Genomic DNA, 25,684 nt, shown 5'->3' with positions numbered 1-25,684 from the left:
GCGTTCAAGCGGAAGCCGTGTCGAAGACGGCCAACGGCTTCTCCCCGGCCAATGCGCGCAGCAGATTGGTGGTCGCCAGTTCGGCCATCGCATGGCGCGTCTCGTGCGTGGCCGAGCCGATGTGCGGCAGCGGCGTCACACGCGGATGCGTACGTAGCGGCGATGCCGCGGGAAGCGGCTCGGTCGCAAAGACGTCGAGGCCCGCCGCACGCAGCGTGCCCTGGTCGAGCGCTGCGAGCAGCGCGTCTTCCTGCACCGTGGCGCCGCGGCCGCCGTTGATGAAAATCGCGCCCGGCTTCATCGCGCCGAACACTTTCGCGTCGATCATCCCGCGCGTGCTGTCCGACAGCGGCAGCATCGCGACGACGATGTCGGAACATGCGAGCAGTTCATCGAGCGGCGTGTGCGTTGCGCGCCCCTGCAGTTCCGGCGCCTGCGTCGCGAGATCGACCGGCCGCCGCGCGTGGTAGAGCACCGGCATGCCGAAGCCGAGCGCGGCGCGGCGAGCAATCGCCTGGCCAATGCGTCCGAAGCCCAGCAAGCCCACCGTCTTGCCATGGACGTCGAAGCCGAACAGCTCCTCGCCGACGTTCTGGGTCCACCGGCCCTCGCGAACGAGGGTCGCCAGTTCGACCACGCGACGGCTGGTCGCCATGAGCAGTGCGAAGACGGTGTCCGCCACCGTCTCGTCGAGCACGCCGGGCGTGTGGCACAGCGTGATGCCGCGCGCATGCAGCGCTGACAGCGCGTAGTTGTCGACGCCGACCGACACGCTGGAAACCACTTCGAGCTGCGGTGCGCGCGCGAGCAGCGCGTCGTCGATGGGGAAGCTCGAGCCGATCAGGCCATGGGCCGTGGTCAAGGCCGCATCGAAGGCGGGGCGCTGCGCGGCCACACGCGGATTCGCGACGATGACCTCATGCGCCGCCTGCAAGCGTGCCAGTTGGTCGTCCGGGAGTTCGCGGAATACGAGGATGTTCTTGCGCGTCATAGCCGGGCCTCCTCGAGCTGCGCCCGCGTCGGCAGGCCTTCCGTGTCGCCGAGCACCTGCACGGCGCGCGCGCCGATCCAGGCGCCGCGCCGCACGGCATCGGGCACCGACCTGCCTTCGAGCAACGCGCTCACCACGCCCGCCGCGAAGCCATCGCCGGCGCCCACGGTATCGACGATCTCCTTGACCGGGAAGCCTTCGACGCGCCCCGTGCCGGCGACATCACTGTCGTAGTAGGCGCCCTCGGCGCCGAGCTTCACGACCACCAGCTTCGCGCCGCGTTGCCGATAGAAATGCGCGATGCCTTCCGGTGTGCTCTCGCCAGTGAGGAGCAGGCCTTCTTCCATGCCCGGCAGCACCCAGTCAGCGCGGGCCGCGAGGTCGTTGATCGTATTGCGCATGACCTCGGTGGAAGCCCACAGCGTCGGCCGCAGGTTAGGGTCGAAGGAGATCGTGCGGCCGGCCTGGCGCATCACCTCCATGCTCTTGATCGCGGCTTGCAGGCTGGTGCTGGAGATGGCCGCGAACACGCCGGTCGCGTGCAGATGCCGTGCGGAGCGCAGCCAGACTTCGTCGATATCGGCCGGGCCCATCTGGCTCGCAGCCGATCCCTTGCGGTGGTATTCGACCGGCGGATCGCTGCCATCCGTCACGCGGCCCTTGAACTGGAAGCCGGTGCGCTGCGTCGCATCGGTGGTCACATGGAAACAGTCGATGCCCTCGCCCTGCATGGTGGCGAGCAGCGCGCGGCCCATCGAGTCGGTGCCGAGCCGGCTGGCCCAGCCGACCTTCAGGCCCAGGCGCGACAGGCCGATCGCCACGTTCGTCTCGGCGCCGGCCGTTCGCTTGTGGAAGGCGGTTGCGTTCTCGATCGGGCCCGGCTGGTCGGCCACCAGCAACAGCATGGCTTCGCCGAACAGCGCGACATCGAAGGAAGTGTTTGTCATGATGTGCCTCGCAAAGAGCGGATGCGCGCGATCTGCTCGCGTGTGACGGCCAACAGGTCGTCGCCGATCAGGGGATATTCGATGGCATGCGGCACATCGGCCGGCAACGCGCGCAACACGGCGCGCCAGGGCGCCACCGAGTCGGCGAGCGGCACCGCCACCCACTTGGCCGGCAATCGCTGCGCGCCCTTGCAATGCACGTAGCGCACGCGGCGGCCCAGCGCCTGCGCGGCCTGCAACGGGCATTCGCCGACCCAGTGCCAGTTGCCCATGTCGAAGGTCATGCCCAGGTCGAGCCCCGCATGGTCGGCAGCGTCGAAGAAAGCCTGCAACGCGGGCAGCGTGCCGGCGGATACGGTCTGGTCGTTCTCGATCACGAGTTCGACGCGGGTTTCAGCGAGCTGCACCTTGAGGCCCCACAGCGAGCCGTGCGACGACGGACCGAAGTCGCCGATCGACATCTTCAGCCGCTTGGCGCCGAGCGTGCTCGCCGCCGCGATGCCGCGGCCGAGCGCCGCGCTGTCGAGCCAGCCGCCTTCGGCCCAGAGACCTTCCGGGCTGGAATAGACGGAAGCGAGCCCGGCCAGTGCAGGGAGCTCGGTCGCCGGATCGCGCAACAACTCGCCGCGCACTTCGACACTGTCGGCGCCGGCAGCCTTGGCAAGCTGCGAACACCACAACTGGCCGTGGCGCCCCGTTTCTGCGGCCCCGAACGATGAGAGAGAAATCAATACCTGCGTCATGTCGTTGGGGATAGATTCGTCAATGCGCTTGATGCGAGCTCAAGATTTGACCGAGGAACTGGCGCGTCTTCTCGTGCTTCGGGCTGCCGAAGAAGTCCGCAGGCGGACCCTGCTCCACGATCTTGCCGTCGGCCATGAAGATCACGCGGTCGGCCACGCTGCGCGCAAAGCCCATCTCGTGCGTGACGCACAGCATGGTCATGCCGTCCTCGGCGAGGCCGATCATGGTGTCCAGCACCTCCTTGACCATCTCCGGGTCGAGCGCCGAAGTCGGCTCGTCGAACAGCATGATCTTCGGCGACATGCACAACGCCCGCGCGATCGCCACGCGCTGCTGCTGGCCGCCTGAGAGCTGGCTCGGATACTTGTGCGCCTGCTCGGGAATGCGCACGCGCGTGAGGTACTTCATCGCCACCTCTTCCGCCTGCGCCTTGTTCATGCCGCGCGAGCGCATCGGCGCCAGCGTGCAGTTCTGCAGGATGGTGAGGTGCGGGAACAGGTTGAACTGCTGGAACACCATGCCAACCTCGGCGCGCACGGCATCGACGTTCTTGCCGCCGGCCGTGAGCTCGATGCCGTCGACCACGATGCGGCCCTTCTGCACCGTCTCGAGACGGTTGATGCAGCGGATCAGCGTCGACTTGCCCGAGCCCGACGGCCCACAGATCACGATGCGCTCGCCGGTGCGCACCGAGAGGTCGATGTCGGTCAGCACCTGGAAGGTGCCGTACCACTTGTTCACCGCCTCCATCTGGATGATGGATTCGGTGCCCGCGTGCGTCGTGACTGCGTCGGTCATGGGTGTTCCCTGAAGGCTCTTGCGCTTACTGCAGCTTCGGCAGGTCCGTCTGCAGCCACTTCTGGTAGAGCTTGTTCAGTTCGCCATTCGCGGTGTTCTTGACGATGAACTCATTCACGTTCTTGAGCAGGTCGTCCTGGCCCGGGCGCATCGCGATGCCCATGTTCTGCTGGACCAGCGTGAACTTGTTTTCGAAGGTGTTGGCCGGCACGCGCTTGGCGATCTGCGCGGCGACGGTGGTCGAGGCACCGATCGCATCGACTTGCCCCGACATCAGCGCCTGCATGGCAGATGCGTCGTCGTCGAAGCGGCGAATCTCGGTGCCTTCGGGTGCGGCCTTGGTCACGGCCACGTCCTGCGTGCTGGCGCGGGCCACGCCCACGCGCACGCCCTTCAGATCGGCAGCGCTCTTGATCGGCGCGCTGGTCTTGCCGTACAGCACGATGGTCGCGGCCGCATAGGGCTGCGAGAACTGCACCTGCTTCGCGCGCTCCGGCGTCACCGCCAGCGAAGCCACCAGCAGGTCGACCTTGTTGGTCAGCAGGAAGGGAATGCGGTTCGGGCCCGTGACCGGCACGATGTTGGCCTTCACGCCCCAGTCCTTGGCCAGCAGCTTGGCGACGTCGGCGTCGTAGCCGTCGGGCTGGTTTTTCGCATCGGTGGTGCCGTAGGGCGGGAAGTCCACCAGCATGCCGATGGTGATTTCACCCTTCTTCTTGATGTCGGCCACGCTCTGTGCGGATGCGAAGGGGGCGAACGCGGTCAGCGCGGCGCCGAGGCCCAGGGCTGCGATGGCAGCGCGACGGGTGGTGAAACGGATCATGTCGAGGTCTCCTGAAGTTGAGGACTGAAGTCGAAAAGGGGAAGGAATCAGCGCGCCAGGGCTCTGGCGCGCTTGCGCTCCATGCGCGCCGCCAGCAGCGACAGCGGCCAGCAGATGACGAAATAGAGCGCAGCCACCGTCGTGAAGACGTGCAGCGGCTGGAAGGTCGCGTTGTTGATGATCTGCCCGGCGCGGGTGATCTCGGTGAAGCCGATGATGGCCGCGAGCGACGTGCCCTTGATGATCTGCACCACGTAGCCCACGGTCGGCGGCAGCGCGATCTTGAAGGCCTGCGGCAGCACCACGTCGCGCATGCGCGAGGCGTAGCTGAGATTGAGCGCCTGCGCAGCTTCCCATTGGCCGCGCGGGATGGCTTCGATGCAGCCGCGCCAGATCTCGCCGAGGAAGGCAGCGCTGTTGAGCACCAGCGCCACGCCCGCCGCGATCCACGGATTGATGTCGAGGCCGAACACCGGCGCGCCGAAGAAGATCAGGAACAGCTGCAGCAGCAGCGGCGTACCCTGGAAGATCTGGATGAAGCCAGTCGACAGCACGCGCGCCGTCTTGCTCTCGGAGGTGCGGGCAAGCGCAACGACCAGCCCCAGGATCGCGCCGCCGATGAAGGCGATGAGCGACAGTGCCAGCGTCCACTGGGCCGCTTCGAGGATGAACAGGAATTCGGGAAAGCCGAAGGTACGCATGGTGTTCAGCGCCGATCCGGATAGTTGAGCGTGCGCTTGTAGATCAGCTTGAACAGCGCCGAGAAAGACAGCGCCAGTGCCAGATAGATGCACGCGACCACGATGTAGATCTCGAAGCTGCGGAAGGTCTGCGACTGCAGATTGGCCGCGACCGAGGTGAGGTCATCGGCGGAGATCACCGACACCACTGCCGAACTCAGCATCAGCAGGATGAACTGACTCGTGAGCGCCGGGTAGATGGCCTTGAGCGCGGGCTTGATGACCACGAAGCGGAAGATCTCCCAGGGCTTTAGGTTGAGCGCCCTGCCCGCTTCGATCTGGCCCTTGGGAATGGACTCGATGCCGGCGCGGACGATCTCCGCCGCGTAGGCGCCGAGGTTCACCACCATCGCCGTGAGCGCCGCCGTGTAGGGCGACCAGCGCAGCCCGATGGCCGGCAGCGCGAAGAAAAAGAAGAACAGCTGCACCAGGAAGGGCGTGTTGCGGATGACCTCGATGTACGCGTTGACGATGAAGCGCAGCCAGGCTGGCCCCGAGGTCTTGCCCCAAGCGCAGAAGATGGCCACCACCAGCCCCAGCAGCGTGGCAACGAGCGAGAGCTGGATCGTGATCCAGGTGCCCTTCAGCAGCAGCGGCCATGCGGCGAAGACGGCGTCGAACTGGAATTGGTAATTCACGGGTGACGATGACTCGGATGGGGATTCGGATTGGTGCGCCGCGCTTCGGAAGCACTTCATTGCGGGGCGATTCAGTATATGTGAAACCGGTTTCAGCACCACCCTAGGGATTCCCCTAGTCACCCGGCGTGCCTACACTGGAGCGATGCTGATCACCGACACGTCCGACGCAAAGACACAGCTTGCGGCCGCGGCGCCCGCGCCCGCGGTGCATCACCTGCGCCAGACCTTGCTGTGGCCGCTGCGCCTGATGCCGACGGCCCATCCGCGGCACGCGCATCGCGGCCCCTGGCAAGTGCTGCGCGACCTCGGAGATGCATCGCCGTGGCGCGAGGAGATCGATGAATACACCGGCAGCAGCGACCGCTTTCACGAGCGCCACTACAACGAGTTCGTCAGCTTCCTTCCCTACGTGCAGCGCTTCCTCTACGGCGATGGCCGCAAGGATCGGCAGGCCGGCACCGATTTCGGAAGCGATTCACCCATGCGCGTATTCCGGCGCAGCGACGTCGCGGCGGTGCGTGTGGTGGCGCGGCCCGGCGATGCACCCATCACGCTGCAGATGGTCCATGTCGACCTGTACTTCTTCTTTGATGTCGACGTGGTGCTGCTCAACGTCGAGGTGGGCGCCGACGACCTGAGCCTGCCGCAGGCGCAGGAGATCCTCTACCGCTTCGGCCGTGCGTATCCTGGCGGCTGGGACGCGCTCGGCCAGGCGCTGCATTGCATGAGCAGCGTCGAGTGGCTGGCGGCCGACGGCAGCGTGTTGTCGAGTTCCGACGCGCAGCAGCGCGAGGCCTTCATGTCGCATGTGGCCGAGCACCGAGCGCCGCGCATTGCGGCCCACTGGGCGTGGCTGATGCGCCCGCTCGTGAGCGACCATTCGGACGAGCCGGGCGCACTGCGCTTCCGCCAAATCGAGTACTACCGCATGCCCGTGATGGCCTACCTCGCACTCGACGATCCTCGCGGCCTGTCGCGGGCGGACTTCGTGCGGCTGGCCCTGGTCAGCGGTGCTGCGGACCCAGTCGTCTCCGGCGCGGGACCCCTGCCCTTCGCCGAGGACAGCATGGTCGACTTCGAGCAGCGCTACTGCTACGACCGCTTCTGGGTCAACGCGGGTGCAGCGCCCAACACGCGCTACCTGTGCAACGGCCGTGCGCTGATCGTCATCGGCGACGCACACGCCGAGTTCTTCTGCTGCCGCGACCGCGGCGTGCTGGCGCAGTTCCGGCACCAGCACTTCCTGCTCTTTCTCATCGCGCACTTCCAGAAGGCTGCGCTGCTGATGTATTCGGATCGCCTCGTCGAAGCACTGCGCAGCCTCGACATTCACGACGTCGCGAGCGTCAAGCGCTTCAAGCGCGCAATCCGGGCCAGCTTCGAAGGCTTCCTTCGCTTCACGCACCGCTACTGGTTCCACGAGATTTCCGAACAGGCGCAGGTGCGCGCGCTGTCGCACCTGTGCACCACGCACCTCGGCCTCGATCCGCTCTACGAGGAGGTCAAGGAGCGCATCGCCGACATGAACACATACCTCGATGCCGACAGCCTCCGCCGGCAGGCCAACACGGTGGTACGTCTGACAGTGGTCACGCTGTTCGGCCTGATCGGCACCATCACGACCGGCTTCCTCGGCATGAATCTGCTTGCCGAAGCCGATTCGCCCTTGTGGAAAAAGCTGCTCTGGTTCGGCGCGATCCTCGCGTTCACGACCTGGCTCACGGTCTACACCATGGTCAAGTCGAAGCGGCTGTCGGACTTCATCGATGCGCTGTCCGATGAGCGTCACACGCTGCGTACCAAGCTGGGCGTGCTGGCGAGAGTCTGGCGGCCCGGGTCGGACTAGGGCCGTTCTCTAGGGCCTCGGCAGCCACACTTCGATCGCCCCGGGATCCGACTTGATCGCGCGCGGCAGCATCTTGATGGCCCAGGGCTGCCCGGTCGGCGTGGGGGCGGTCTGGACCAGGGCCTGCGCACAGGCCCGCGATGATTCTTCGCGGATGACCACGGTCGGAGCCGGATGGCCCACGGGTGGCGCCCGGCCTTGGCGACGCGAGGTACTGAGCACGTCCTCGATCGGGGGCACGGAGGCACCCAGTTCGCGCCACGGCCCGCGCCATGAGCGCGCCTTGTCGCGGAACGCGGTGCCGTAGGTCTGGACGTAGACGACGGCGCCTTCGCAGACGTCGGGCGGGATCGGCGCCGGCGTGCCCGCCGAACCGGCTGAACCGGCCGAGGGGGCATAGGGCGGCGGCGCGGCCGCCACCCGAGTCTCGCCGCGCCACCCCGTCACGAGGTCGCGCGCCCGCACCGCAATGGCAAAGGGCTCGGGCAGGATGCCGCTGCAGTTCTGCTTCGACCCCGTCTGCCCTGTGTAATCGCGTGCCCAATAGCGCGGCGCGCACGGCTGGGCCGGTGGAGGCTGCAGGCAGTCGATACCGTTGCCCGGGTCGAGAAGGCGGGCGCAGGCCGGTGCACGCTGCTCCGGGGCTTCGTTCGCACAGGCCTGCTTGGCGTCGTCGACGATGCGCACCGACAGGCGGAAGTTCGCCATGAAGTTGTCGCTGCCCTCGCGGCACAGCAAATCGCCGGTGCGCAGCAGCTCGGCCGCCAAAAGGGCTGGCGCGTCGCCGCCACCCGTCCCGTTGCCCAGGTGCGCCCAGCGTTCGGTGAGATCCTTGAAGGCGCTGTTCTCCGAATGCTCCGCCTCCGCGCGCTGTGCGCGCCAGCTGTCGATGCCCTGCCAGGCCGCCACACCGAAGGTCGCCGCAGTGCCGATGCCGATCGACGCCGTGACTGCGCCGGCCTTCAGCACCCGCGCCTGGAGGCGGCTCATGGAGCCCACCGGCTGCGGCGGCGCTGTCCTTGTCACCGGGCTTCGCCGCTTGCGCGATCGCGTTCGGTTGGCCGTCGTCGGGCACGAACAGGCCCGGCGCGCCCAACGCGACGTGCTCCAGCATCTCTTCCTCGAGCCGATCGCCGATCTCGGCGCCGAGGCGGAAGTAACTCTCCCATTGCGCTTCGTCGAAGAATTGGTCGGTGGTCGGCTGCTGCGGAAACAGCGGATTGGCCGCCTTGAAGTTCACGAGATCCACAGGCAACGCGGCCGAGACATTCGGCTTGACCAACACGATCTGGCCCGTGGCGCCGCTCGCGTAGCGCACATGCGCCAGCGCAAGGCACGCCTGGCTGCTCGGCGATGCGAGGTCGTTGAGCGAGCCGAAGGAAGCGAGGTGCGTCCAATCGGCACCCGGCCGCGGCTTCATGAAAGTGATCTCCGCGTTGAGGTCGATGCGCGCGCGGCGGATGAGGATTTCCAAGTCGCAGAAGCGATAGGCCGGATCGGCGCCGCAGTCGGCAATGACGATCAACGCCGCCTCCTGCCGCAGCAGTGCGTACGCACCGGTGTTCTCGAAATGGCCGCCGTCGCTCAGATACCAGTTCGCGGAACTGCTGCCCGGAAACGCACCGAAGCACTCGAGCAGCATGAAGCGTGTCTTCATCAACAGCGGGCTCGCGTGCACGACGGCGCCCCGCTGAACGATGCCGGCGTCCGAACTGTTCCACCAATAGCCGAGCCGCAGACCCGCAAAGACGGACAGCGCCGAGATGCCGCGCTTGGTCAGCCGGCCGAGGCCGGGCGCAAAGGCCGCACCCGAGATCGCGGTCCAGGCGCCGAGCGTGAGCGCACCGTCGCCATGGGCCTGCGTCCATGGCGCGCCGGCCGCCTGCATCCAGCCGCACGGCCCAATCGTGAGTGGCAGGCTCTTGCGGTCGCGATTGAACAGCTTGTCCTTGGTGCCGTGCGTCTGGTTGATGCAGACGTTCGCAAAGTGGACCAGCCCGCCATGGGACTGCGGCGTGTAGTGGAGCTGCGAGATGTCGTCATGCGAATCGACCTCGCCGACTGGCACCTGAGGCGGCTCCAGGCCCGAAACCTTGTCCGTCGGGCTCGCGCCGAGCCGGCGCGCATTGGCCGCGCCCAGATAGCCCCGCACGATGCGCGCCTTGTAGAACATGTGCAGCGACGAGACGTTGAGGAATGCGAAATTGCGCCCCGTCACCAGTGCATAGGTGCCGATGATCACGGCGATGGTGCCCAGCCACGCCCAACCGCGCATGAAGTCCAGCCCTGCGGGCGTGAACACGGGCAGCAGCGCCACCGAATACACCACGCTCACCCACCATGCCGCGAGACAGAATGCCAACACCAGTCCCAGCAGGCTCGCGAGCGTCATCACCAGGGTCTTGCCGATGCCTGGTATCTCCTGCCTGTGAGCGAGCAGCATCGGCAGCACTCCACGCAGCGCTGCCGCAACAACCAGCAGGACCGCACCGTAGGAGATGGACTGCCGCGGCGTCTCTGCCGCCAGCCACCATGCGCTGCGATCGAGCAGGCCGAGCATCACGATCAAGAGCGCCGTGTTGAGCACCGACGCCAGCCAATCCGTCAACTCGTTGCGCAGTTCGGCCGCCGATCGCACCCGGCTTCGGTACAACACCCACAGCAAGGCGACGACCCAGCACAGCGCAAAGATCTCGAAGGCCGGAGCCAGCCAGGGCGGCCCGCTGTAGCGCTGCAGCAGTGGCGGACCGATCCAGCAGGCGCCAAGGCCGAGCGCCACCCACATGGCCACCTGAAGCAGCATCGAAGAGGTCGACGGCTTGTCGCGCACCGACCAGTAGGCGCACGCCAGGACGATCGACGCGATGAAAGGCCCGACGAGCGTGAACCACAAGGTCGGCCACTGTGTCGCCCATTCGACCAGCAGGCGCACGTACTGCACGCTGGTCAGCGCGCTCACGCTGTTCGGGTTGTCGGGCGAAATGCTGTTGAGGTCCACCGCCCTGAACACCGCGTCCCACAGCAGCAGGTTGGTCGCTGCGAGCACGATGCCGATCAGGCTGGCAGCGATCGCGAGTTCGATGTGCGTGCCGAGCAGGTTGCGCAGGTAGAGCGCGGCTGCGAAGAGCGTGTCGCGCATGCCGCCCGGAATGAGATAGCGGCCATTGCCGCGAAGCCACCAGCCGAAGCGCGCGCGATCGACGTCGCCCAGTGCGCGCTCGATCTCGCGCACGTCATCGGCCGACTTCGCGTTGGTGCAGAGCCGACCCAGCATCGCGCCGATGTAGCCACCGCCGGAGACTGTCGACATCAGGTCGAACTTGAGCAACTGCCGGTGCGCCGCCAGCGACTTGAGCAGGCCCAGGCAGAAGGTGGCGCTGCGGACGCCGCCGCCCGACAGCGCCAGGCCCCAGGCCCGACGGCCGTCATCAGCGCCATGAAGTGCATGGCGACGCTCGGCAACCAGCTTCTGGATGGTTTCGTCCATGCGGGTCCTCGTCGTTCGGCCCCAATATTTCATGCTTGCCGCAACGCATCAATGGAGCGAACGGTCTATGCCGGACCGCAGTGCCGCATTGGTTAAGCTCGCGCGGCATCGATCCGATATCGCCTCCGGGAGCCACATCCTCATGACGACAAACGCCGCACCCGTAACGCCGGCATCCACTTCGCAGCCTTCACATCCAGGGCTGCGCCAGTGGTGCGGGGGACTCATGGTGGCGGCGTGCGCCCTGCTCACCAGTTGCGCGAGCCACGGGGCCTGCGAGACGCCCTACGCCGCATCGCCGCAGTTCCGGGACTGCGGATTTCGCAATCCACCCAATCCGGACGCCCTCCCCTCGGCGAGCCAGTGGAAGATCTGGTCGCGATTCATCGCGGGCACCAAGACCGACACGGTACCGACCGACCCGATCCCGGTGCACCCGATCACCACTGCGCAGCTGGAAGCGCTGGATCCGCAGGCCAATCACGTGATCCGGCTGGGGCACTCCTCCCACCTGCTCAAGCTGCGCGGCAAGTTCTGGTTGATCGACCCGGTCTTCAGCGAGCGCGCGTCGCCGTTCCAGTGGATCGGTCCGAAACGTTTCCACCAGCCGCCGCTCGCGCTCGAGCAGTTGCCGGCGATCGAGGGGTTGATCCTCTCGCACGACCACTACGACCATCTCGACATCGCGACCATCGAATACCTCGCGCAGCGCGTGAACCGCTACTTCGTGCCGCTGGCCGTGGGCGCGCGGCTGGTGGAACTGGGCGTGCCGGCCGATCGCATCGCCGAGTTCGACTGGTGGCAAGCCGGGCAGCACGACGGCGTGCAGCTCACCGCCACGCCGGCCCAGCATTTCTCGGGACGCACACTCAACGACCGCGACAAGACGCTGTGGGCGTCGTGGGTCATCCAGAGCGGCAACCAGCGCATCTTCTACAGCGGCGACTCCGGCTACTTCAAGGGCTTCAGCCAGATCGGCGAACGCTTCGGCGGCTTCGACCTGGCGATGATCGAAAACGGCGCCTACGACGCCTACTGGCCCGCGGTGCACATGACGCCCGAGCAAAGCGTGCAGGCCTTCCAGGACCTGCGAGGCAAGGTGCTGTTCTCGGTGCACAACAGCACCTTCGATCTCGCTTTCCACACCTGGCACGACCCGCTGGACCGCATCGCGGACCTGTCGGAGAGCCAGAAGATCGAACTCGCCACGCCGGCCATCGGCGAGGTGCTGACCGTCGGCCAGCCGCGCACGAACGTGCGCTGGTGGCAAGGGTTGAAGTAGCCCGGCCGCTGCGCGCCGCGCGGGTCAGCGCCGTCGCTGCCGCTCGCGCGCGCGCCGCACCTGACGGCTCTGCCCGGCCTCGGCGATGGCGCGCGCCTGATCGGCCTTCTTCTGCCGCCGTTTGTTGGAGAGCCAGCGGCCCAGCACGAAGCTGGCAAGACCGCTGACCACGGCGATGACCAGACCCAGGATTCCGATATCCATCTGCGTTCCCGTTGGCCGCGTTACTGAACGCGCACGATGCTCGTCGGCTTGAAGCCGAGATCGGCCGCCTTGCCCTTGCGCGCGCGGCCGGCACGCGCGTTGTTGAGCGTGCGGATTTCCAGCGTCTCTTCGCGTTCCTTGCCGCCGCGGCCGATGCCTTCGATCTTCACGCTGCGCGTGTAGGCGGCCGCGCCGGCGAGCGTGTCCTTGGCTTCGAGGTCGATGAGCGTGAGCCCGCGTCCGCCCTTCGGCAGCGACTTGAGTTCACTGATCTCGAACGTGAGGATGCGACCGCCCGTCGACGCACAAGCCACGTGCGTGGCCATCGGCAGCGGCTCGGCACCACCAGCGCCGCCCACCAGCGACGGCCGGCACATCTGCTCGCCCTCGCCCACGTCGAGAAAGGCCTTGCCGCCGCGCTGGCGCGAGATCATGTTCTCGACTGCCGCGATGAAGCCATAGCCGCCGGTGTTCGACAACAGCAGGTTGGCGCCGAGCGGGCCCGCGAAGTAGTGCGCCACATGCGTGCCGCTTTCCAGCTCGATCAGTGTGGTGACAGGCTGTCCATCGCCGCGACCGCCAGGCAACGATGCCACCGGCACGCTGTAGACGCGCACGCCCTTGTCCTTGGCAGTGCCGAACACGAGCAGCGTGTCGACCGTGCGGCACTCGAAGGCACCATACAGCGCGTCGCCCGACTTGAAGCTGTATTCAGGCGGCGCAGTGCCCGCAGCGCGCTCGCTGGCCCAGCCCTTCTGCGTGCGGACCCAGCCCTTCTGCGACACGATGACCGTGACCGGCTCGTCGACCACCCGCACTTCGGCGACGGCGCGCTTCTCGGCCTGGATCAGCGTGCGGCGCGGGTCTTCGAAGCTCTTCGCATCGGCCTCGATTTCCTTCACCAGCAGCCGGCGCAGCGCGGCCGGGCTGCCGAGAATATCCTCGAGCTTCTTCTGCTCTTCGCGCAAGCCCTTGAGCTCCTGCTCGATCTTGATGGCTTCCAGCCGTGCGAGTTGGCGCAGGCGGATTTCCAGGATGTCTTCGGCCTGCCGGTCGCTGAGGTTGAAGCGTGCAATCAGCGCTGCCTTCGGATCCTCGGCGGCGCGGATGATGGCGATCACCTCGTCGATGTTCAGCAGCACCAGCTGCCGGCCTTCGAGGATGTGGATGCGGTCTTCCACCTTGGCGAGCCGATGGCGCGAACGCTTCTCGACGGTGATCTCGCGGAAGGCGATCCACTCGTTGAGCATCTGCCGCAGCGACTTCTGCGTGGGCTTGCCGTCGATGCCGACCATCGTCAGGTTGATGGACGACGATGTCTCCAGCGACGTCTGCGACAGCAGCGTGGTGATGAGCTCGTCCTGGCTGATGCGCGACGTCTTCGGCTCGAACACCAGCCGCACCGCCGCGTCCTTGCTCGACTCGTCCCGCACCACGTCGAGCACGGAGAGCACAGCAGCCTTCAGCTGCGTCTGCTCGGCCGTAAGCGCCTTCTTGCCAGTGCGGATCTTGGGGTTGGTGAGTTCCTCGATTTCCTCCAGCACCTTCTGCGTGCTGACACCTGGAGGCAGTTCGTTGACCACGAGTTGCCATTGGCCGCGCGCCAGTTCCTCGATCTTCCATCGCGCACGCACCTTGAGCGAGCCGCGTCCGGTGCGGTAAGCCTCGGCGATGTCGGCGGCGCTGCTGATGATCTGCGCGCCGCCCGGATAGTCGGGTCCCGGCACGAAGGCGAACAGTTCCTCTTCGGACAGCTTGCCGTTGCTCTTGATGAGCGCCACGCAGGCATCGGCGATCTCGCGCAGGTTGTGGCTGGGAATCTCGGTGGCCAGGCCGACCGCGATGCCGCTCGCGCCGTTGAGCAGCGCGAAAGGCAGGCGCGCGGGCAGCAGCCGCGGCTCCTCGGTCGAGCCGTCGTAGTTGGGGATGAAGTCGACCGTGCCTTCGTCGATCTCGTCGAGCAGCAGGCTCGTGATGCGAGCGAGGCGCGCTTCGGTGTAGCGCATGGCCGCTGCGCCGTCGCCGTCGCGGCTGCCGAAGTTGCCCTGGCCGTCCACCAGCGGATAGCGTTGCGAGAAATCCTGCGCCATGCGCACCAGCGCGTCGTAGGCGGCCTGGTCGCTGTGCGGATGGAAGCGGCCGAGCACGTCGCCGACCACGCGCGCGCTCTTGACGGGCTTGGCGCCCACCGTGCCGTTGGCACCGCCGTAGCCGAGGCCCATGCGCGACATCGAATAGAGAATGCGCCGCTGCACCGGCTTCTGGCCATCGCTGACGTCAGGCAGCGCGCGGCCCTTGACGACGCTCAGCGCGTACTCGAGGTAGGCGGTCTGCGCGTAGTCGGCCAGCGTCAGCGCGCCGTCTTCTTCGGGGCTCTGGAGATCGAGCGAAGGTTGGGAGTCCATGGAAAAAAAGTGAGAGGAGAAATGAATCGCGGGTCAGCGCACCCTTGCGCGCTCAACCCAGTGTGAATGCCTCATGCACGGCCGACTGCACGGCGCCGCCCAGCACGGCACCGCCGCCGGCGACATAGATCCAGTCGCCGATCACGGCCGCGCCCACGGCATGGCGCGGCGTGGGCATCGGCGCGTGGCGTTGCCAGGTGTCGGTCGACGGATCGTAGCTTTCCATCTGGCCGAAGACCTTGGCTTGGCGCGGCACGCCGCTCACCAGGATGCCGCCTTCGCCGCCCATTGCGTAGAAGCGCCCGCGGTAGACCACCAGGCCATGGCCCGAACGTGCCGTGGGCAGCGGCGAACGCAATTCCCAGGTGTCTCGCGCCGGCAGGTACGCGTGATGCAGGTCGGTGTTGTATTCGAAGGTGTTGAAGCGCCCGCCGATCACGTGGATCTGGCCGTTGTGCGAGACGCAGCCCACGTGGTCGCGTGCGCCCGGCAGCGCCTTGCGCGCTGACCAGCGGTCGGTCTTCGGGTCGTAGACCTCATGCCAGCCCACGCTGGCGCGCTCGCTCGCAGGCTCTGAAGCACCGCCGATCAGATGAATCGCGCCATCCATCACCACTGCAGCGGCCGCACCGCGCGGGCGCGGCAAGGGCGCGATCGCCACCCAGCGGTCGGCGGCGATCTCGTAGGCGTAGGCGTTCGTGTCCGACCTGCGGTTCTGTTCGACGAAGCCGCCGAACGCATAGACCCGGCCTGCGTCAGCGGCGACGGCGACGTGGTTCGCGCCGCGCGGCAGCGGAGCACCGGAGAGCCAGCGGTCGGCCGCAGGGTCGTAGATGTGGTGGTAGTCGCGGTTGACCGCACCTTCGCCGTAGCCGCCGACCACATGCATTCGGCCGGCTGCGGCGGTTGCCCAGGCCATCTCGCTGCGCGGAATCGGCAAGGCCGCGCGCGGCACCCAACGCCCCGGCGCACCGGCAGGTGCCGGGCTTTCGGTGAAGCGCTGCGCCTCCTGCTCGGGCGTCATGTGGTGGGGCACGCCACCTTGCAGACGTGCGTAGGGCTCTTCCGCGGAAGGCGCCACGGGCAGGCGGGGCGACGCTCCTTGCGCACGCACGCTGCCGACCAAGGCGGCTGACGCAGTGGCGAGCACAAGGTTTCGACGTTGCATGGCGATTTCCTTCATCGGATCGAGAGGCACCGGTGCGCTCAAGGCACCGCGGGCGGCGCCTCGGGGATGGGCGGCATCGCCGGCAACTTCCCGGAGGCGGGCGGCATATTGCCACGACCGAGGGCCCCGCCCTGGGGAACCGTCATTTCCATGCGAATGCGCGAGGGCCCCTTTCCCTTGCCACGACCCAGCCCCGCCGACGGCTTGAGGTATGCATAGAGCTGCAGCACCGTCTGCACGTAGTTCTGCGTCTCGGGGTAGTTCGGAATCTTGTTGCCTGCGCGCTGGACGGCACCCTCGCCCGCGTTGTAGGCCGCAAGTGCCAGCTCGATCTGGCCCGGGAACATGGCGATCAGGTCGCGCAGGTAGCGCGATCCGGTGGCGATGTTGATGCGCGGGTCGAACAGCTTCTTCTCGATCGTCGCACGCTGGTCGGCCGAGATCCCATAGCGCTGTGCCGTCGCGGGCATCAGTTGCATGAGCCCGAGCGCGCCCTTGGGCGACACCGCCTGTGCATCGAAGCCCGATTCCGTCGCGATCAGCGCCTGCAGAAGCTCGTAGTCGATGTCGTGCTTGCGCGATGCATCGCGCAGCGCGGATTTCGCAATCTTGTAGCTGGGCGACGCCTCGAACAGCGCCAGCAAGGTCTGCGAAGCTCGCGGGACCTTGCCGTCGATCGTGCCCTTGCGCGCCCGGCCCAAGGGGCCGATGCCGCTCGCGGTGTCGAAGCTCTGTCCGCCGCGGAAAAAAAGCTGATACCGCTCGTCGAGCTTCTCGGATGCAAAGTGCGCCACGCCCTTCTGGTCGATGTAGCCGTAGATGTCGGCGGCGCGGGCGAGCGGCTGCCATGCCAGCAGCGCCAACAGCAGGGCCGGCAGCAACCCGCCGCGAGCCAGAGCACGTGAGAAATTCATCGCCGGAGGAAGGTCAGCGCCCGTGATGCGTCGGCAATCAGCCCGCACTGCGCCAGCGCGCAGGGTTCCCGCAAGATATCAACAGTCTGTCTTGAACCGTCATGGAGTGCATTGTCGTCGAAGTGCCCCGCGGCACGCCCCTGGGAACAGGACGACACCCGCATCCATCCAATGGGCAGAAGACACCGACATGCACAACATCGAACCCCGCGATTCCGCAGCGACATCCAGCCTTCCGGCGGACGCCGAGTTGGCGATGCGCGCCGCACGAGGCGACACGCTCGCCTTCCAGCACATCATGCGCCGGCACAACCGGCTGCTGTTTCGCACCGGACGCAGCATCCTGCAGAACGACGAAGAGACACAGGACGCGCTACAGGAAGCCTACCTGCGCGCATGGCGTTCGCTCGGCAGCTTCAGGGCCGAGGCCAGGCTCTCCACATGGCTGGTGCGGATCGTCGTGAACGAAGCGCTCGGACGATTGCGCGGGCGCCGCAGCGCGCAAGTCATTCCGCTCGACACCGCCAGCGACACCGCCGAAGCGCAAGGGGAGACATGGATGCACGCAGACCCGGACGAACAGCCCGAACGCCAGGCGATGCGTGGCGAGTTCCGCAGCCTGATCGAAACCCGGATCGATGCCCTTCCGGAGGCCTTTCGCACCGTGTTCGTCTTGCGCGCGGTGGAGGACATGAGCATCGAAGAAGTAGCTGCAGCGCTCGAGATACCCGAAGCCACGGTGCGAAGCCGCTTCTTCCGGGCGCGCGGCCTCTTGCGCGAGGCGCTATCGCGCGAGGTCGACCTGGCGATCGGCGATGCCTTCTCGTTCGCTGGCCAGCGCTGCGACGACATCGTCGCCCACGTGATGTCGGCGATCACCAGCGACGCACCATGCCCTCTACCAGGTTCCTGAATCCAAAACCACACGGAGACCGTCATGTCATTCTTTCTGATGCCCACACCCATCGCCGCACGCCGCCTCTTCCTGGGCCGATCGGGCCTCGTGCTCTCCGGCGCCGCGATCGCACTGCTCGCGGGCAGGGATGCCCTGGCTGCCAAGGCGGGAGGTGACACCGCAGGGGACGTGCAGATCCTCAACACCGCGCTCGGCGCGGAGTTCGAGGCCATCGCGGCCTACCAGGTCGGTGCGGAAAGCAAGCTGCTCGAGAAGCCCGTGCTCGACCTCGCGGTGACCTTCCAGGGCCATCACAAGGCGCATGCGGCCGTACTGTCCGCGACCGTCGCAAAGCTGGGCGGCAAGCCCGTGCTCGCAAAGAGCAAGTACGACTTTCCGCTCGAGCAGTTGAAGTCGCAGGCTGATGTGCTCCGGTTCGCGGCCAAGCTGGAGCAAGGCGCCGTCAGCGCCTACCTGGGTGCCGTGCCGCTGTTCGACGATCGCGACCTCTCCAAGGCCGCAGCGAGCATCCTCGGCGACGAAGCCATGCACTGGGCCGTGCTGCGGCAGGCGCTCGGCGAGGTGCCGGTGGTTCCGTCGGCCTTCGTGTCGTGATTGATAGGCAGGCTCAGACGTCCACTTCGACGTCGTCCGCGCGCAATTCCATCAGCTCGCGCCGCGCGGCGGCCTCGCCCTTGCCCATGAGCTTGGTGATCTCGCCCTGCGTGCCCTGCACGTCGAATCGCCCCAGGCGCACCTGCAGCAGGCGTCGCGTGTCGGGGTTGAGCGTGGTCTCCCACAACTGCTCGGCGCTCATTTCGCCCAGGCCCTTGAAGCGGCTGATGCTCCAGGCGCCTTCACGCACGCCGTCCTTGCGCAGCTTGTCGAGAATGGCGGTGAGTTCGCCCTCGTCCAGCGCATAGACCTTCGAGGCCGGCTTCTTGCCACGCGCCGGTGCGTCGACACGGAACAGTGGCGGCTTGGCAACGTACACGTGCCCTGTCTCGATCAGCTTCGGGAAGTGACGGAAGAACAGCGTGAGCAGCAGCACCTGAATGTGCGAGCCGTCCACATCGGCGTCGCTCAGGATGCAGACCTTGCCGTAACGCAAGCCCGACATGTCGGGCGTGTCGTCGGGCCCGTGCGGATCGACACCCACCGCGACGGAGATGTCGTGGATTTCGGTGTTGGCGAAGAGCCGGTCGCGCTCCACCTCCCAGGTGTTGAGCACCTTGCCGCGCAAGGGCAGGATGGCCTGGCTTTCCTTGTCGCGGCCCATCTTCGCGCTGCCGCCGGCGGAGTCGCCCTCGACCAGGAAGACTTCGTTGTGCGCGATGTCCTTGCTCTCGCAGTCGGTCAGTTTGCCGGGCAGCACGGCCACGCCGGAGCCCTTGCGCTTCTCGACCTTCTGGCCGGCCTTTTGGCGCGTCTGCGCGGCCTTGATCGCGAGTTCGGCGAGCTTCCTGCCGTAGTCGACGTGCTGGTTGAGCCAAAGCTCCAGCGCCGGCCGCACGAAACTGGACACCAGCCGCACGGCATCGCGCGAGTTGAGCCGCTCCTTGATCTGCCCCTGGAATTGCGGGTCGAGCACCTTGGCCGAGAGCACGTATGAAGCGCGCGCGAAGACGTCTTCGGGCAGCAGCTTCACACCCTTCGGCAACAGCGAATGCAGCTCGATGAAGCTCTTGACCGCATTGAACAGACCATCGCGCAGCCCGCTTTCATGCGTGCCGCCTGCGCTGGTGGGGATCAGGTTGACGTAGCTCTCGCGCACCGGCTGGCCGTCTTCGGTGAAGGCCACACACCATTCGGCGCCCTCTCCCTCTGCGAAGTTGTCGGCGTTCTTGTCGGCATGGCCCGCACCTTCGAAGAGCGGAATCACCGGATCGCCGTTGAGCGTCTGCATCAGGTAGTCACGCAGGCCACCCTTGTAGAGCCAGCTCTGGGTTTCCTTGGTCTTCTCGACCACCAGCGTCACCGTGACGCCGGGCATCAGCACCGCCTTGCTGCGCAGCAGGTGCGTGAGTTCGTTGATAGGCAGCGCCGGGGATTCGAAGTACTTGGCGTCCGGCCAGGCTCGCACCGTGGTGCCCTGCCGGCGGTCACGCGGGCCGTCGCCATTGGACGCTGCCGCGCTTTCCTGCGGCCGGAGCTTGAGCGGCTCGACCACGTCGCCGGCCGAGAACGCAATCTGCGCCACCGAGCCTTCGCGGTAGGAAGTCACTTCCAGGCGCGTCGACAGCGCATTGGTCACCGAGACGCCAACGCCGTGCAGCCCGCCGGAGAAGCTGTAGGCACCGCCCGAGCCCTTGTCGAACTTGCCACCCGCGTGCAGGCGGGTGAACACCAGCTCGACCACCGGGGCCTTTTCCTCCGGGTGCAATCCGAACGGAATGCCGCGGCCGTCGTCCTCCACGCTGACAGAGCCGTCCGCGTGGAGCGTGACCTTGATCTTCTTGCCGTACCCCGCCAGCGCCTCGTCGGCGGCGTTGTCCAGTACTTCCTGAATGATGTGCAGCGGGTTGTCGGTGCGGGTGTACATCCCCGGCCGCTGCTTGACGGGCTCGAGGCCCTTGAGGACGCGAATCGACGCCTCGCCGTAACTACCTGGTTCCTTGCTTGCCATGGCGCGGGATTCTAGGCGCTGGTCTTGCAGCCACCCGAGGCGTATTCGAGGCGAAGCATTCGTCTATCGCATCAAAGCCGCTCGAAAATTTCAGCAATCGGCGACAGGTGCCCTGCCGCCGCGAGGCTTCGCTTTTGGGTACATTGCCCGGGATGACTTCCTCCTCCAGCCAGCCTCTCAGCCTCAAGCAGGTCCTCATTTGCGGCGCCATGATCGTCACGCTGTCGATGGGCATCCGCCACGGCTTCGGGCTCTGGCTCCAGCCGATCACGCAGGAACAGGGCTGGTCGCGGCAAGCTTTTTCACTGGCGATCGCGATCCAGAATCTGTCCTGGGGCGTGATCGGCGTTTTCGCGGGGATGCTGGCCGACAAGCTGGGCGCGTTCCGCGTGCTGCTTGCGGGCGCTGTGCTGTATGCGCTCGGGCTGGCGGGCATGGCGTTTTCGCCCACGCCACTGATGTTCGCGCTGACGGCGGGCGTCCTGATCGGCGCCGCACAGGCCGGCACGACCTACGCCGTGATCTACGGCGTCATCGGTCGCCAGATCCCTGCCGAAAAGCGCTCCTGGGCCATGGGCGTGGCGGCGGCGGCCGGCTCCTTCGGCCAATTCCTCATGGTGCCGGTGGAGGGCCAGTTGATCGCCCGCCTCGGCTGGCAGACGGCCCTGCTGGTGCTGGCAGCGATGGTGCTCATCATCGTGCCGCTGGCCTTCGGACTTCGGGAGCCGCGGCACGGCGCGACCTCCAGCGTGCGCCGCAGCCAGACGATCTCGCAGGCCATGCAAGAGGCCTTCAAATATCCGAGCTTCGTGCTGCTGACGGCCGGCTATTTCGTCTGCGGCTTCCAGGTGGTGTTCATCGGCGTGCACATGCCGAGCTACCTGCGCGACAAAGGACTGTCGCCGGAGGTTGCGAGCTACGCGCTCGCGCTGATCGGGCTCTTCAACGTCTTCGGCACCTATATCGCGGGCTCCCTGGGCGCGCGGCTTGCCAAGCGCAAGCTGCTGGCGACGATCTACATCAGCCGGGCCGTGGCGATCGCCCTGTTCCTGATCGTGCCGATCTCGCCGATGACCGTGTACGTTTTTGCCAGCGTGATGGGCTTCCTGTGGCTGTCGACCGTGCCGCTCACCAGCGGCATCGTCGCCCAGATCTTCGGCGTCGCCCATCTGTCGATGCTGGGCGGCATCGTGTTCCTGAGCCATCAGGTCGGTTCGTTCCTGGGTGTCTGGCTCGGCGGCTATCTCTACGACCGGACCGGCAGTTACGACCTGGTCTGGTACATCGCGATTGCGCTGGGCGTTTGCGCGGCGCTCATCAACCTGCCGGTGAAGGAAGGCGCGATCGTGCGTCCGACGCCGCAACCGGCCTGAGCTCCACCATGTCCGACCTGACGCGCCATCGCCTCGTGCAAGCTGGCTGGCTGGGGGCGGCCGCCCTGGCGTTGGCAGCGGTGTTCGCGCTCTACACGCGACCGGCGTTCCTCGTGACGCTGATCGACCAGCTCTGGGCCTGTTTTTGAACCATTCGACACTCGAGCCCTCGCCCTGGATCGTGCGCTGGTCGCACCTGCTGGCGCCCGGCGCCTCGGTGCTGGACGTGGCCTGCGGCTCGGGCCGCCACATGCGCTGGTTCGCCGAACGCGGCCATCCGACAACCGGCGTGGACCGGTCGCCGGAAGCGGTCGCTTCCGCGGCGCCCTTCGGCCAAACGGTGCTGGCCGACATCGAATCCGGGCCATGGCCGTTCGCCGGGCAGGGCTTCGGTGGGGTGATCGTCACCAACTACCTCTGGCGGCCGCGGATGGCCGACATCGTGGCGGCGGTCGCGGCCGGAGGTGTGCTGCTGTATGAAACCTTCGCAGCGGGCAACGAAACCGTCGGCAAGCCGTCCCGGCCAGATTTCCTTCTGCAGCCGGGGGAACTCCTCGCTGCCTGCGCGGGCCTGCGCGTCGTCGCGTACGAAGACGGGTTTCTCGCGGCGCCGGACCGCTTCGTCCAGCGCGTCGCGGCGGTCCGGCCTCCGGACTCCTGCGCCTCGACGCCGTCGCGCCATCCGCTGCAGCCTCGCTAGAGACCTCTCTGCGGTCCTCCCCGGGCCACCCCGGACAGAACCGCGCGTCCGGGGGCCGAGTTAGTAGAATGTCTGCTTTTCGTCCACCGACAAAGAGATTTCCCTTGGAGCAACTGACAGGCAGCATCGTCGCGCTCGTCACGCCGATGCACGACGACGGCAGTGTCGACTATCCCGCCCTGCGCCGGCTGATCGACTGGCACATCGACGAAGGCACCGATTGTCTCGGCGTGGTCGGCACCACCGGCGAATCGCCGACCGTCGACGTCGAGGAGCACTGCGAGATTATTCGCGTCTCGGTCGAACAGGCCCGCGGCCGCGTTCCCGTGATGGCCGGCTGCGGCGCCAATTCCACCAAGGAAGCCATCGAACTCGCGAAGTTCGCCAAGGGCGTGGGCGCCGATTGCCAGCTCCAGGTGGTGCCCTACTACAACAAGCCGACACAGGAAGGCCAGTACCAGCACTTCAAGGCGATCGCCGAAGCAGTGGGCGACCTCCCCACCGTGCTCTACAACGTGCCCGGCCGAACCGTCGCCGATATGGCGCACGACACCGTGCTTCGCCTCGCCCAGGTGCCCGGCATCATCGGCATCAAGGAAGCGACCGGCAACATCGAGCGTGCGCAGTGGCTCATCCGCGACCTGCCCAAGAGCTTTGCCGTGTATTCCGGCGACGACCCGACCGCGGTCGCGCTGATGCTTTGCGGCGGCCAGGGCAATATCAGCGTTACGGCCAACGTTGCACCGCGCAAGATGCACGAGCTGTGCATGGCCGCCATCGCCGGCGACGTCAAGCGCGCGATGCAGATCCAGTTCGAACTGATGCCCTTGCATCGCCATCTCTTCGTCGAACCCAATCCGATTCCGGTCAAGTGGGCCATGGCACGCCTGGGGCTGTGCGGTGGTGCGCTGCGCCTGCCGCTCACCCCGCTCGCCGAATCCGGCCAGCCAGTGGTCGAGTCCGCGCTGCGCGCCAGCGGCCTGCTCAAGGACTGATCCATCTTTACCTTGCCGTTGGCGAATGCCGGCAACCTTTTGCCCTGGCTGCGCTCTGAAACTGCGGGCGCCGCGGCTTCCCACCGATTGAGTTAGATATTCCAAGAAGGAAGACGACGTTGAACACCATTTCGCGATTCGCCCTGCTGGCCCTTGTGGCCAGCCTCGCCGCCTGTTCGGTTCTCGAGACCGACAAGATCGACTACAAGAGCGCCGGCAAGGCCCCCACCCTCGAAGTGCCGCCCGACCTGACGCAGCTGTCGCGCGACAACCGCTACGCGGTGCCGGGCGGTGCCGTCACGGCCAACACGTACCAGGCCGGCCTGGCCAATGCGCCCGGGCTTCCGACCGCGCTCACCAACATTGGCGACGTGCGCATGGAGCGTTCGGGTTCGCAACGCTGGCTGGTCATCAACCGGCCCGCAGACCAACTCTGGGATCCCGTCAAGGACTTCTGGCAGGAGAGCGGCTTCCTGATCACCACCGAGCAGCGCAACCTCGGCATCATGGAAACCGACTGGGCCGAAAACCGCGCCAAGCTTCCGCAGGACATCATCCGCGGGACTCTGGGCAAGCTGGTCGAGTCGATGTATTCGACCGGCGAGTTGGACCGTTTCCGCACGCGCATGGAGCGCACGCCCAACGGCACCGAGATCTTCATCAGCCACCGGGGCATGCAAGAGGTCTACAGCAGCTCGCGTCAGGACCAGACGGTGTGGCAGCCCCGCCCCAGCGACCCCGAACTCGAGACCGAATTCCTACGCCGCCTGATGGTGAAGCTCGGCGTCTCGCAAGAGCAATCCAAGGTGATCGCCGCGGCTGGCGCACCCGTGCAGACCGCTCGCGTCGCCAACGTCGGCGGCCAGCCGGTGGTGCAGATCAGCGAAGGCTTCGAGCGTGCATGGCGCCGTGTCGGCCTGGCACTGGACCGCACCGGCTTCACCGTCGAAGACCGTGACCGCGCGGCGGGTACCTACTTCGTTCGCTACGTGCCGCCGAACCCCAACAAGAGTGACCCTGGCTTCTTCGGCAAGCTGTTCACGTTCGGCTCGGGCAAGACCGAGGCGCCGCTCAAGTTCCGCATCCTGGTCAAGGGCCAGGGCGATGCGAGCAGCACGGTGTCGGTGCTCGACGGCAACGGCGCGCCGGACACTTCTGCGAACGCGCAGCGGATCGTCCAAGTCATCGCCGACGATTTGAAGTAAGGCCTTTCCGGTGCTGCGCTTCCGCAGTCTGGGCAGCGGCAGCACCGGCAACGCCACGCTGGTCGAAGCGACCAGCGGCGGGCGGACTTCGAGGCTGCTGATCGACTGCGGCTTCACACTGCGTCACCTCGACGCCCGCCTCGCCCGGGCGGGCCTCGTGGCCTCGGACATCGACGCCATCTTCATCACGCACGAGCACGGCGATCACATCGGTTGTGCGCACGCACTTTCGCGACGCGCGCGCATTCCGGTGTGGATGAGCGAAGGCACGTGGCTGGCAACTGGCGGGCGCGATTTCGAGGGACGCGTGCATCTCGCACGAGACGGTCTCGACATCCAGGTCGGCGATCTCCTGCTTCAACCGTTCACGGTCCCTCACGATGCGCGCGAGCCGCTGCAATTGCGCTGCACCGACGGCGATCGCAGCCTCGGGGTTCTGACCGATCTCGGGCACGCCACGCCGCATGTGCTGGGCCGCCTGATGGGGCTCGATGCCCTGCTGCTCGAGTTCAATCACGACGGCGACATGCTCGCGGGTTCGGCGTACCCTCCTTTTCTCAAGCAGCGCGTGGGCGGCAACTACGGCCATCTCTCCAACGCGGCGGCTGCGGCGATCGCGAAGGCGGTGCTGCACTCCGGCTTGCGCCACGTGCTGGGCGCGCATTTGAGCGAGCAGAACAACCGGCCAGAGATCGTGCGCCGCGTGATGGCCGAAGCGCTGGGTTCAAATCAGGACGAAATGCTCACCGCCACTGCCGCAGACGGCTCGCCATGGCTCGACCTCTGAGCGATCGGGATAGGGGCCGGTCAACGAAGACCGGACCCCTCCCACACCACCCGGCGTGCGGGTCCGCACCGGGCGGTTCGAGAAGTTGAGGTCAGGAGAATCTGGGGACTCCC

23 protein-coding genes are annotated in these 25,684 nt (G+C 66.7%); 10 read left to right on the top strand and 13 right to left on the bottom strand.

What is annotated here, in order from left to right; all coding sequences use genetic code 11:
* Positions 1-4: 4 nt before the first annotated feature.
* The 7 genes from QTI04_RS32420 to QTI04_RS32390 are packed head-to-tail and all read right to left on the bottom strand — an operon-like array spanning position 5 to position 5,681.
* Positions 5-991 carry a D-glycerate dehydrogenase gene (locus QTI04_RS32420; RefSeq protein ID WP_286619338.1) on the bottom strand — a complete coding sequence of 329 codons (987 nt, stop codon included), beginning with the start codon at positions 989-991 and terminating at the stop codon, positions 5-7.
* Positions 988-1,938, bottom strand: a complete 951-nt coding sequence (locus QTI04_RS32415) for a sugar kinase (RefSeq protein ID WP_286619336.1) — start codon at positions 1,936-1,938, stop codon at positions 988-990. Before QTI04_RS32415 ends, QTI04_RS32420 begins: the two co-directional genes overlap by 4 nt.
* Positions 1,935-2,681: a sugar phosphate isomerase/epimerase gene (locus QTI04_RS32410; RefSeq protein WP_286600020.1), complete on the bottom strand. Its 747-nt coding sequence runs from the start codon at positions 2,679-2,681 to the stop codon at positions 1,935-1,937. Before QTI04_RS32410 ends, QTI04_RS32415 begins: the two co-directional genes overlap by 4 nt.
* Before the next feature lie 19 nt (positions 2,682-2,700).
* On the bottom strand, positions 2,701-3,480 hold the full coding sequence (locus QTI04_RS32405; protein ID WP_286600018.1) for an amino acid ABC transporter ATP-binding protein: 780 nt from the start codon (positions 3,478-3,480) through the stop codon (positions 2,701-2,703).
* A gap of 25 nt (positions 3,481-3,505) precedes the next feature.
* Positions 3,506-4,303 (bottom strand): transporter substrate-binding domain-containing protein, encoded by a 798-nt coding sequence (locus QTI04_RS32400; RefSeq protein ID WP_286600017.1) that lies wholly within the window; start codon positions 4,301-4,303, stop codon positions 3,506-3,508.
* A 47-nt stretch (positions 4,304-4,350) separates the two neighbouring features.
* Entirely contained in the window at positions 4,351-5,004 is a 654-nt protein-coding gene (locus tag QTI04_RS32395) for an amino acid ABC transporter permease (protein WP_286600015.1), read from the bottom strand.
* 5 nt (positions 5,005-5,009) lie between these two features.
* Positions 5,010-5,681 (bottom strand): amino acid ABC transporter permease, encoded by a 672-nt coding sequence (locus tag QTI04_RS32390; RefSeq protein WP_286619334.1) that lies wholly within the window; start codon positions 5,679-5,681, stop codon positions 5,010-5,012.
* Positions 5,682-5,826: 145 nt separating this feature from the next.
* Between QTI04_RS32390 and QTI04_RS32385 the strand changes: the two genes are divergently transcribed.
* Positions 5,827-7,530, top strand: coding sequence for a hypothetical protein (locus QTI04_RS32385; RefSeq protein ID WP_286619332.1), 1,704 nt, complete (start codon positions 5,827-5,829; stop codon positions 7,528-7,530).
* Here QTI04_RS32385 and QTI04_RS32380 read toward each other — a convergent pair.
* Entirely contained in the window at positions 7,445-11,017 is a 3,573-nt protein-coding gene (locus QTI04_RS32380; RefSeq protein ID WP_286619331.1) for a patatin-like phospholipase family protein, read from the bottom strand. The genes QTI04_RS32385 and QTI04_RS32380 overlap by 86 nt on opposite strands.
* Before the next feature lie 142 nt (positions 11,018-11,159).
* Here QTI04_RS32380 and QTI04_RS32375 point away from each other — a divergent pair, with 142 nt between their 5' ends.
* Positions 11,160-12,299 carry an MBL fold metallo-hydrolase gene (locus QTI04_RS32375; protein ID WP_286619329.1) on the top strand — a complete coding sequence of 380 codons (1,140 nt, stop codon included), beginning with the start codon at positions 11,160-11,162 and terminating at the stop codon, positions 12,297-12,299.
* A gap of 24 nt (positions 12,300-12,323) precedes the next feature.
* Here QTI04_RS32375 and QTI04_RS32370 read toward each other — a convergent pair whose 3' ends face one another.
* Genes QTI04_RS32370 through QTI04_RS32355 form a run of 4 tightly spaced genes read right to left on the bottom strand, consistent with a single transcriptional unit; the run spans position 12,324 to position 16,990 of the window.
* Positions 12,324-12,503, bottom strand: coding sequence for a hypothetical protein (locus QTI04_RS32370; protein WP_286600008.1), 180 nt, complete (start codon positions 12,501-12,503; stop codon positions 12,324-12,326).
* Between the two features lie 20 nt (positions 12,504-12,523).
* Positions 12,524-14,908: a DNA topoisomerase IV subunit A gene (parC, locus tag QTI04_RS32365; protein WP_286619328.1), complete on the bottom strand. Its 2,385-nt coding sequence runs from the start codon at positions 14,906-14,908 to the stop codon at positions 12,524-12,526.
* 52 nt (positions 14,909-14,960) lie between these two features.
* Positions 14,961-16,076, bottom strand: a complete 1,116-nt coding sequence (locus QTI04_RS32360) for a kelch repeat-containing protein (protein ID WP_286600005.1) — start codon at positions 16,074-16,076, stop codon at positions 14,961-14,963.
* A 38-nt stretch (positions 16,077-16,114) separates the two neighbouring features.
* Positions 16,115-16,990: a lytic transglycosylase domain-containing protein gene (locus QTI04_RS32355; protein ID WP_286619326.1), complete on the bottom strand. Its 876-nt coding sequence runs from the start codon at positions 16,988-16,990 to the stop codon at positions 16,115-16,117.
* Positions 16,991-17,180: 190 nt separating this feature from the next.
* Here QTI04_RS32355 and QTI04_RS32350 point away from each other — a divergent pair, with 190 nt between their 5' ends.
* Positions 17,181-17,903: an RNA polymerase sigma factor gene (locus QTI04_RS32350; RefSeq protein ID WP_286619324.1), complete on the top strand. Its 723-nt coding sequence runs from the start codon at positions 17,181-17,183 to the stop codon at positions 17,901-17,903.
* 24 nt (positions 17,904-17,927) lie between these two features.
* Entirely contained in the window at positions 17,928-18,500 is a 573-nt protein-coding gene (locus QTI04_RS32345) for a ferritin-like domain-containing protein (protein ID WP_286619322.1), read from the top strand.
* Between the two features lie 13 nt (positions 18,501-18,513).
* Here QTI04_RS32345 and QTI04_RS32340 read toward each other — a convergent pair whose 3' ends face one another.
* Positions 18,514-20,511, bottom strand: a complete 1,998-nt coding sequence (locus QTI04_RS32340) for a DNA topoisomerase IV subunit B (protein WP_286600000.1) — start codon at positions 20,509-20,511, stop codon at positions 18,514-18,516.
* A 152-nt stretch (positions 20,512-20,663) separates the two neighbouring features.
* Here QTI04_RS32340 and QTI04_RS32335 point away from each other — a divergent pair, with 152 nt between their 5' ends.
* The 6 genes from QTI04_RS32335 to QTI04_RS32310 all read left to right on the top strand — a co-directional run bounded on the left by QTI04_RS32335 (position 20,664) and on the right by QTI04_RS32310 (position 25,571).
* The gene (locus QTI04_RS32335; RefSeq protein ID WP_286619321.1) at positions 20,664-21,884 is read left to right on the top strand and encodes an MFS transporter; all 1,221 of its coding nucleotides are present in this window, start codon (positions 20,664-20,666) and stop codon (positions 21,882-21,884) included.
* An 8-nt stretch (positions 21,885-21,892) separates the two neighbouring features.
* Positions 21,893-22,033, top strand: a complete 141-nt coding sequence (locus QTI04_RS32330; RefSeq protein ID WP_286619320.1) for a hypothetical protein — start codon at positions 21,893-21,895, stop codon at positions 22,031-22,033.
* Complete coding sequence (locus QTI04_RS32325; protein ID WP_286619319.1) at positions 22,030-22,584, top strand: bifunctional 2-polyprenyl-6-hydroxyphenol methylase/3-demethylubiquinol 3-O-methyltransferase UbiG; 555 nt, start codon at positions 22,030-22,032, stop codon at positions 22,582-22,584. Before QTI04_RS32330 ends, QTI04_RS32325 begins: the two co-directional genes overlap by 4 nt.
* A gap of 104 nt (positions 22,585-22,688) precedes the next feature.
* The gene (gene dapA / locus QTI04_RS32320; protein ID WP_286619317.1) at positions 22,689-23,579 is read left to right on the top strand and encodes a 4-hydroxy-tetrahydrodipicolinate synthase; all 891 of its coding nucleotides are present in this window, start codon (positions 22,689-22,691) and stop codon (positions 23,577-23,579) included.
* A 119-nt stretch (positions 23,580-23,698) separates the two neighbouring features.
* Positions 23,699-24,784 carry an outer membrane protein assembly factor BamC gene (gene bamC / locus QTI04_RS32315; protein WP_286599993.1) on the top strand — a complete coding sequence of 362 codons (1,086 nt, stop codon included), beginning with the start codon at positions 23,699-23,701 and terminating at the stop codon, positions 24,782-24,784.
* A 10-nt stretch (positions 24,785-24,794) separates the two neighbouring features.
* On the top strand, positions 24,795-25,571 hold the full coding sequence (locus QTI04_RS32310) for an MBL fold metallo-hydrolase (protein WP_286599991.1): 777 nt from the start codon (positions 24,795-24,797) through the stop codon (positions 25,569-25,571).
* Positions 25,572-25,684 lie beyond the last annotated feature (113 nt).

Source organism: Variovorax sp. J22R115, from assembly GCF_030317005.1.
Taxonomy (GTDB): Bacteria; Pseudomonadota; Gammaproteobacteria; order Burkholderiales; family Burkholderiaceae_C; genus Variovorax.
Note: the sequence above shows the minus strand (reverse complement) of the source record. Positions and strands in the feature narration are given on the sequence as shown.

What these genes read in the sequence shown, in the direction of transcription:
- QTI04_RS32405 (WP_286600018.1), bottom strand. Translation starts at nt 3,480, where the DNA reads ATGACCGACGCAGTCACGACGCACGCGGGCACCGAATCCATCATCCAG.
- QTI04_RS32375 (WP_286619329.1), top strand. Translation starts at nt 11,160, where the DNA reads ATGACGACAAACGCCGCACCCGTAACGCCGGCATCCACTTCGCAGCCT.
- QTI04_RS32380 (WP_286619331.1), bottom strand. Translation starts at nt 11,017, where the DNA reads ATGGACGAAACCATCCAGAAGCTGGTTGCCGAGCGTCGCCATGCACTT.
- QTI04_RS32335 (WP_286619321.1), top strand. Translation starts at nt 20,664, where the DNA reads ATGACTTCCTCCTCCAGCCAGCCTCTCAGCCTCAAGCAGGTCCTCATT.
- QTI04_RS32355 (WP_286619326.1), bottom strand. Translation starts at nt 16,990, where the DNA reads ATGAATTTCTCACGTGCTCTGGCTCGCGGCGGGTTGCTGCCGGCCCTG.
- QTI04_RS32370 (WP_286600008.1), bottom strand. Translation starts at nt 12,503, where the DNA reads ATGGATATCGGAATCCTGGGTCTGGTCATCGCCGTGGTCAGCGGTCTT.
- QTI04_RS32400 (WP_286600017.1), bottom strand. Translation starts at nt 4,303, where the DNA reads ATGATCCGTTTCACCACCCGTCGCGCTGCCATCGCAGCCCTGGGCCTC.
- QTI04_RS32410 (WP_286600020.1), bottom strand. Translation starts at nt 2,681, where the DNA reads ATGACGCAGGTATTGATTTCTCTCTCATCGTTCGGGGCCGCAGAAACG.
- QTI04_RS32330 (WP_286619320.1), top strand. Translation starts at nt 21,893, where the DNA reads ATGTCCGACCTGACGCGCCATCGCCTCGTGCAAGCTGGCTGGCTGGGG.
- QTI04_RS32415 (WP_286619336.1), bottom strand. Translation starts at nt 1,938, where the DNA reads ATGACAAACACTTCCTTCGATGTCGCGCTGTTCGGCGAAGCCATGCTG.
- QTI04_RS32420 (WP_286619338.1), bottom strand. Translation starts at nt 991, where the DNA reads ATGACGCGCAAGAACATCCTCGTATTCCGCGAACTCCCGGACGACCAA.
- QTI04_RS32395 (WP_286600015.1), bottom strand. Translation starts at nt 5,004, where the DNA reads ATGCGTACCTTCGGCTTTCCCGAATTCCTGTTCATCCTCGAAGCGGCC.
- QTI04_RS32360 (WP_286600005.1), bottom strand. Translation starts at nt 16,076, where the DNA reads ATGCAACGTCGAAACCTTGTGCTCGCCACTGCGTCAGCCGCCTTGGTC.
- QTI04_RS32350 (WP_286619324.1), top strand. Translation starts at nt 17,181, where the DNA reads ATGCACAACATCGAACCCCGCGATTCCGCAGCGACATCCAGCCTTCCG.
- QTI04_RS32345 (WP_286619322.1), top strand. Translation starts at nt 17,928, where the DNA reads ATGTCATTCTTTCTGATGCCCACACCCATCGCCGCACGCCGCCTCTTC.
- parC (WP_286619328.1), bottom strand. Translation starts at nt 14,908, where the DNA reads ATGGACTCCCAACCTTCGCTCGATCTCCAGAGCCCCGAAGAAGACGGC.
- QTI04_RS32385 (WP_286619332.1), top strand. Translation starts at nt 5,827, where the DNA reads ATGCTGATCACCGACACGTCCGACGCAAAGACACAGCTTGCGGCCGCG.
- QTI04_RS32340 (WP_286600000.1), bottom strand. Translation starts at nt 20,511, where the DNA reads ATGGCAAGCAAGGAACCAGGTAGTTACGGCGAGGCGTCGATTCGCGTC.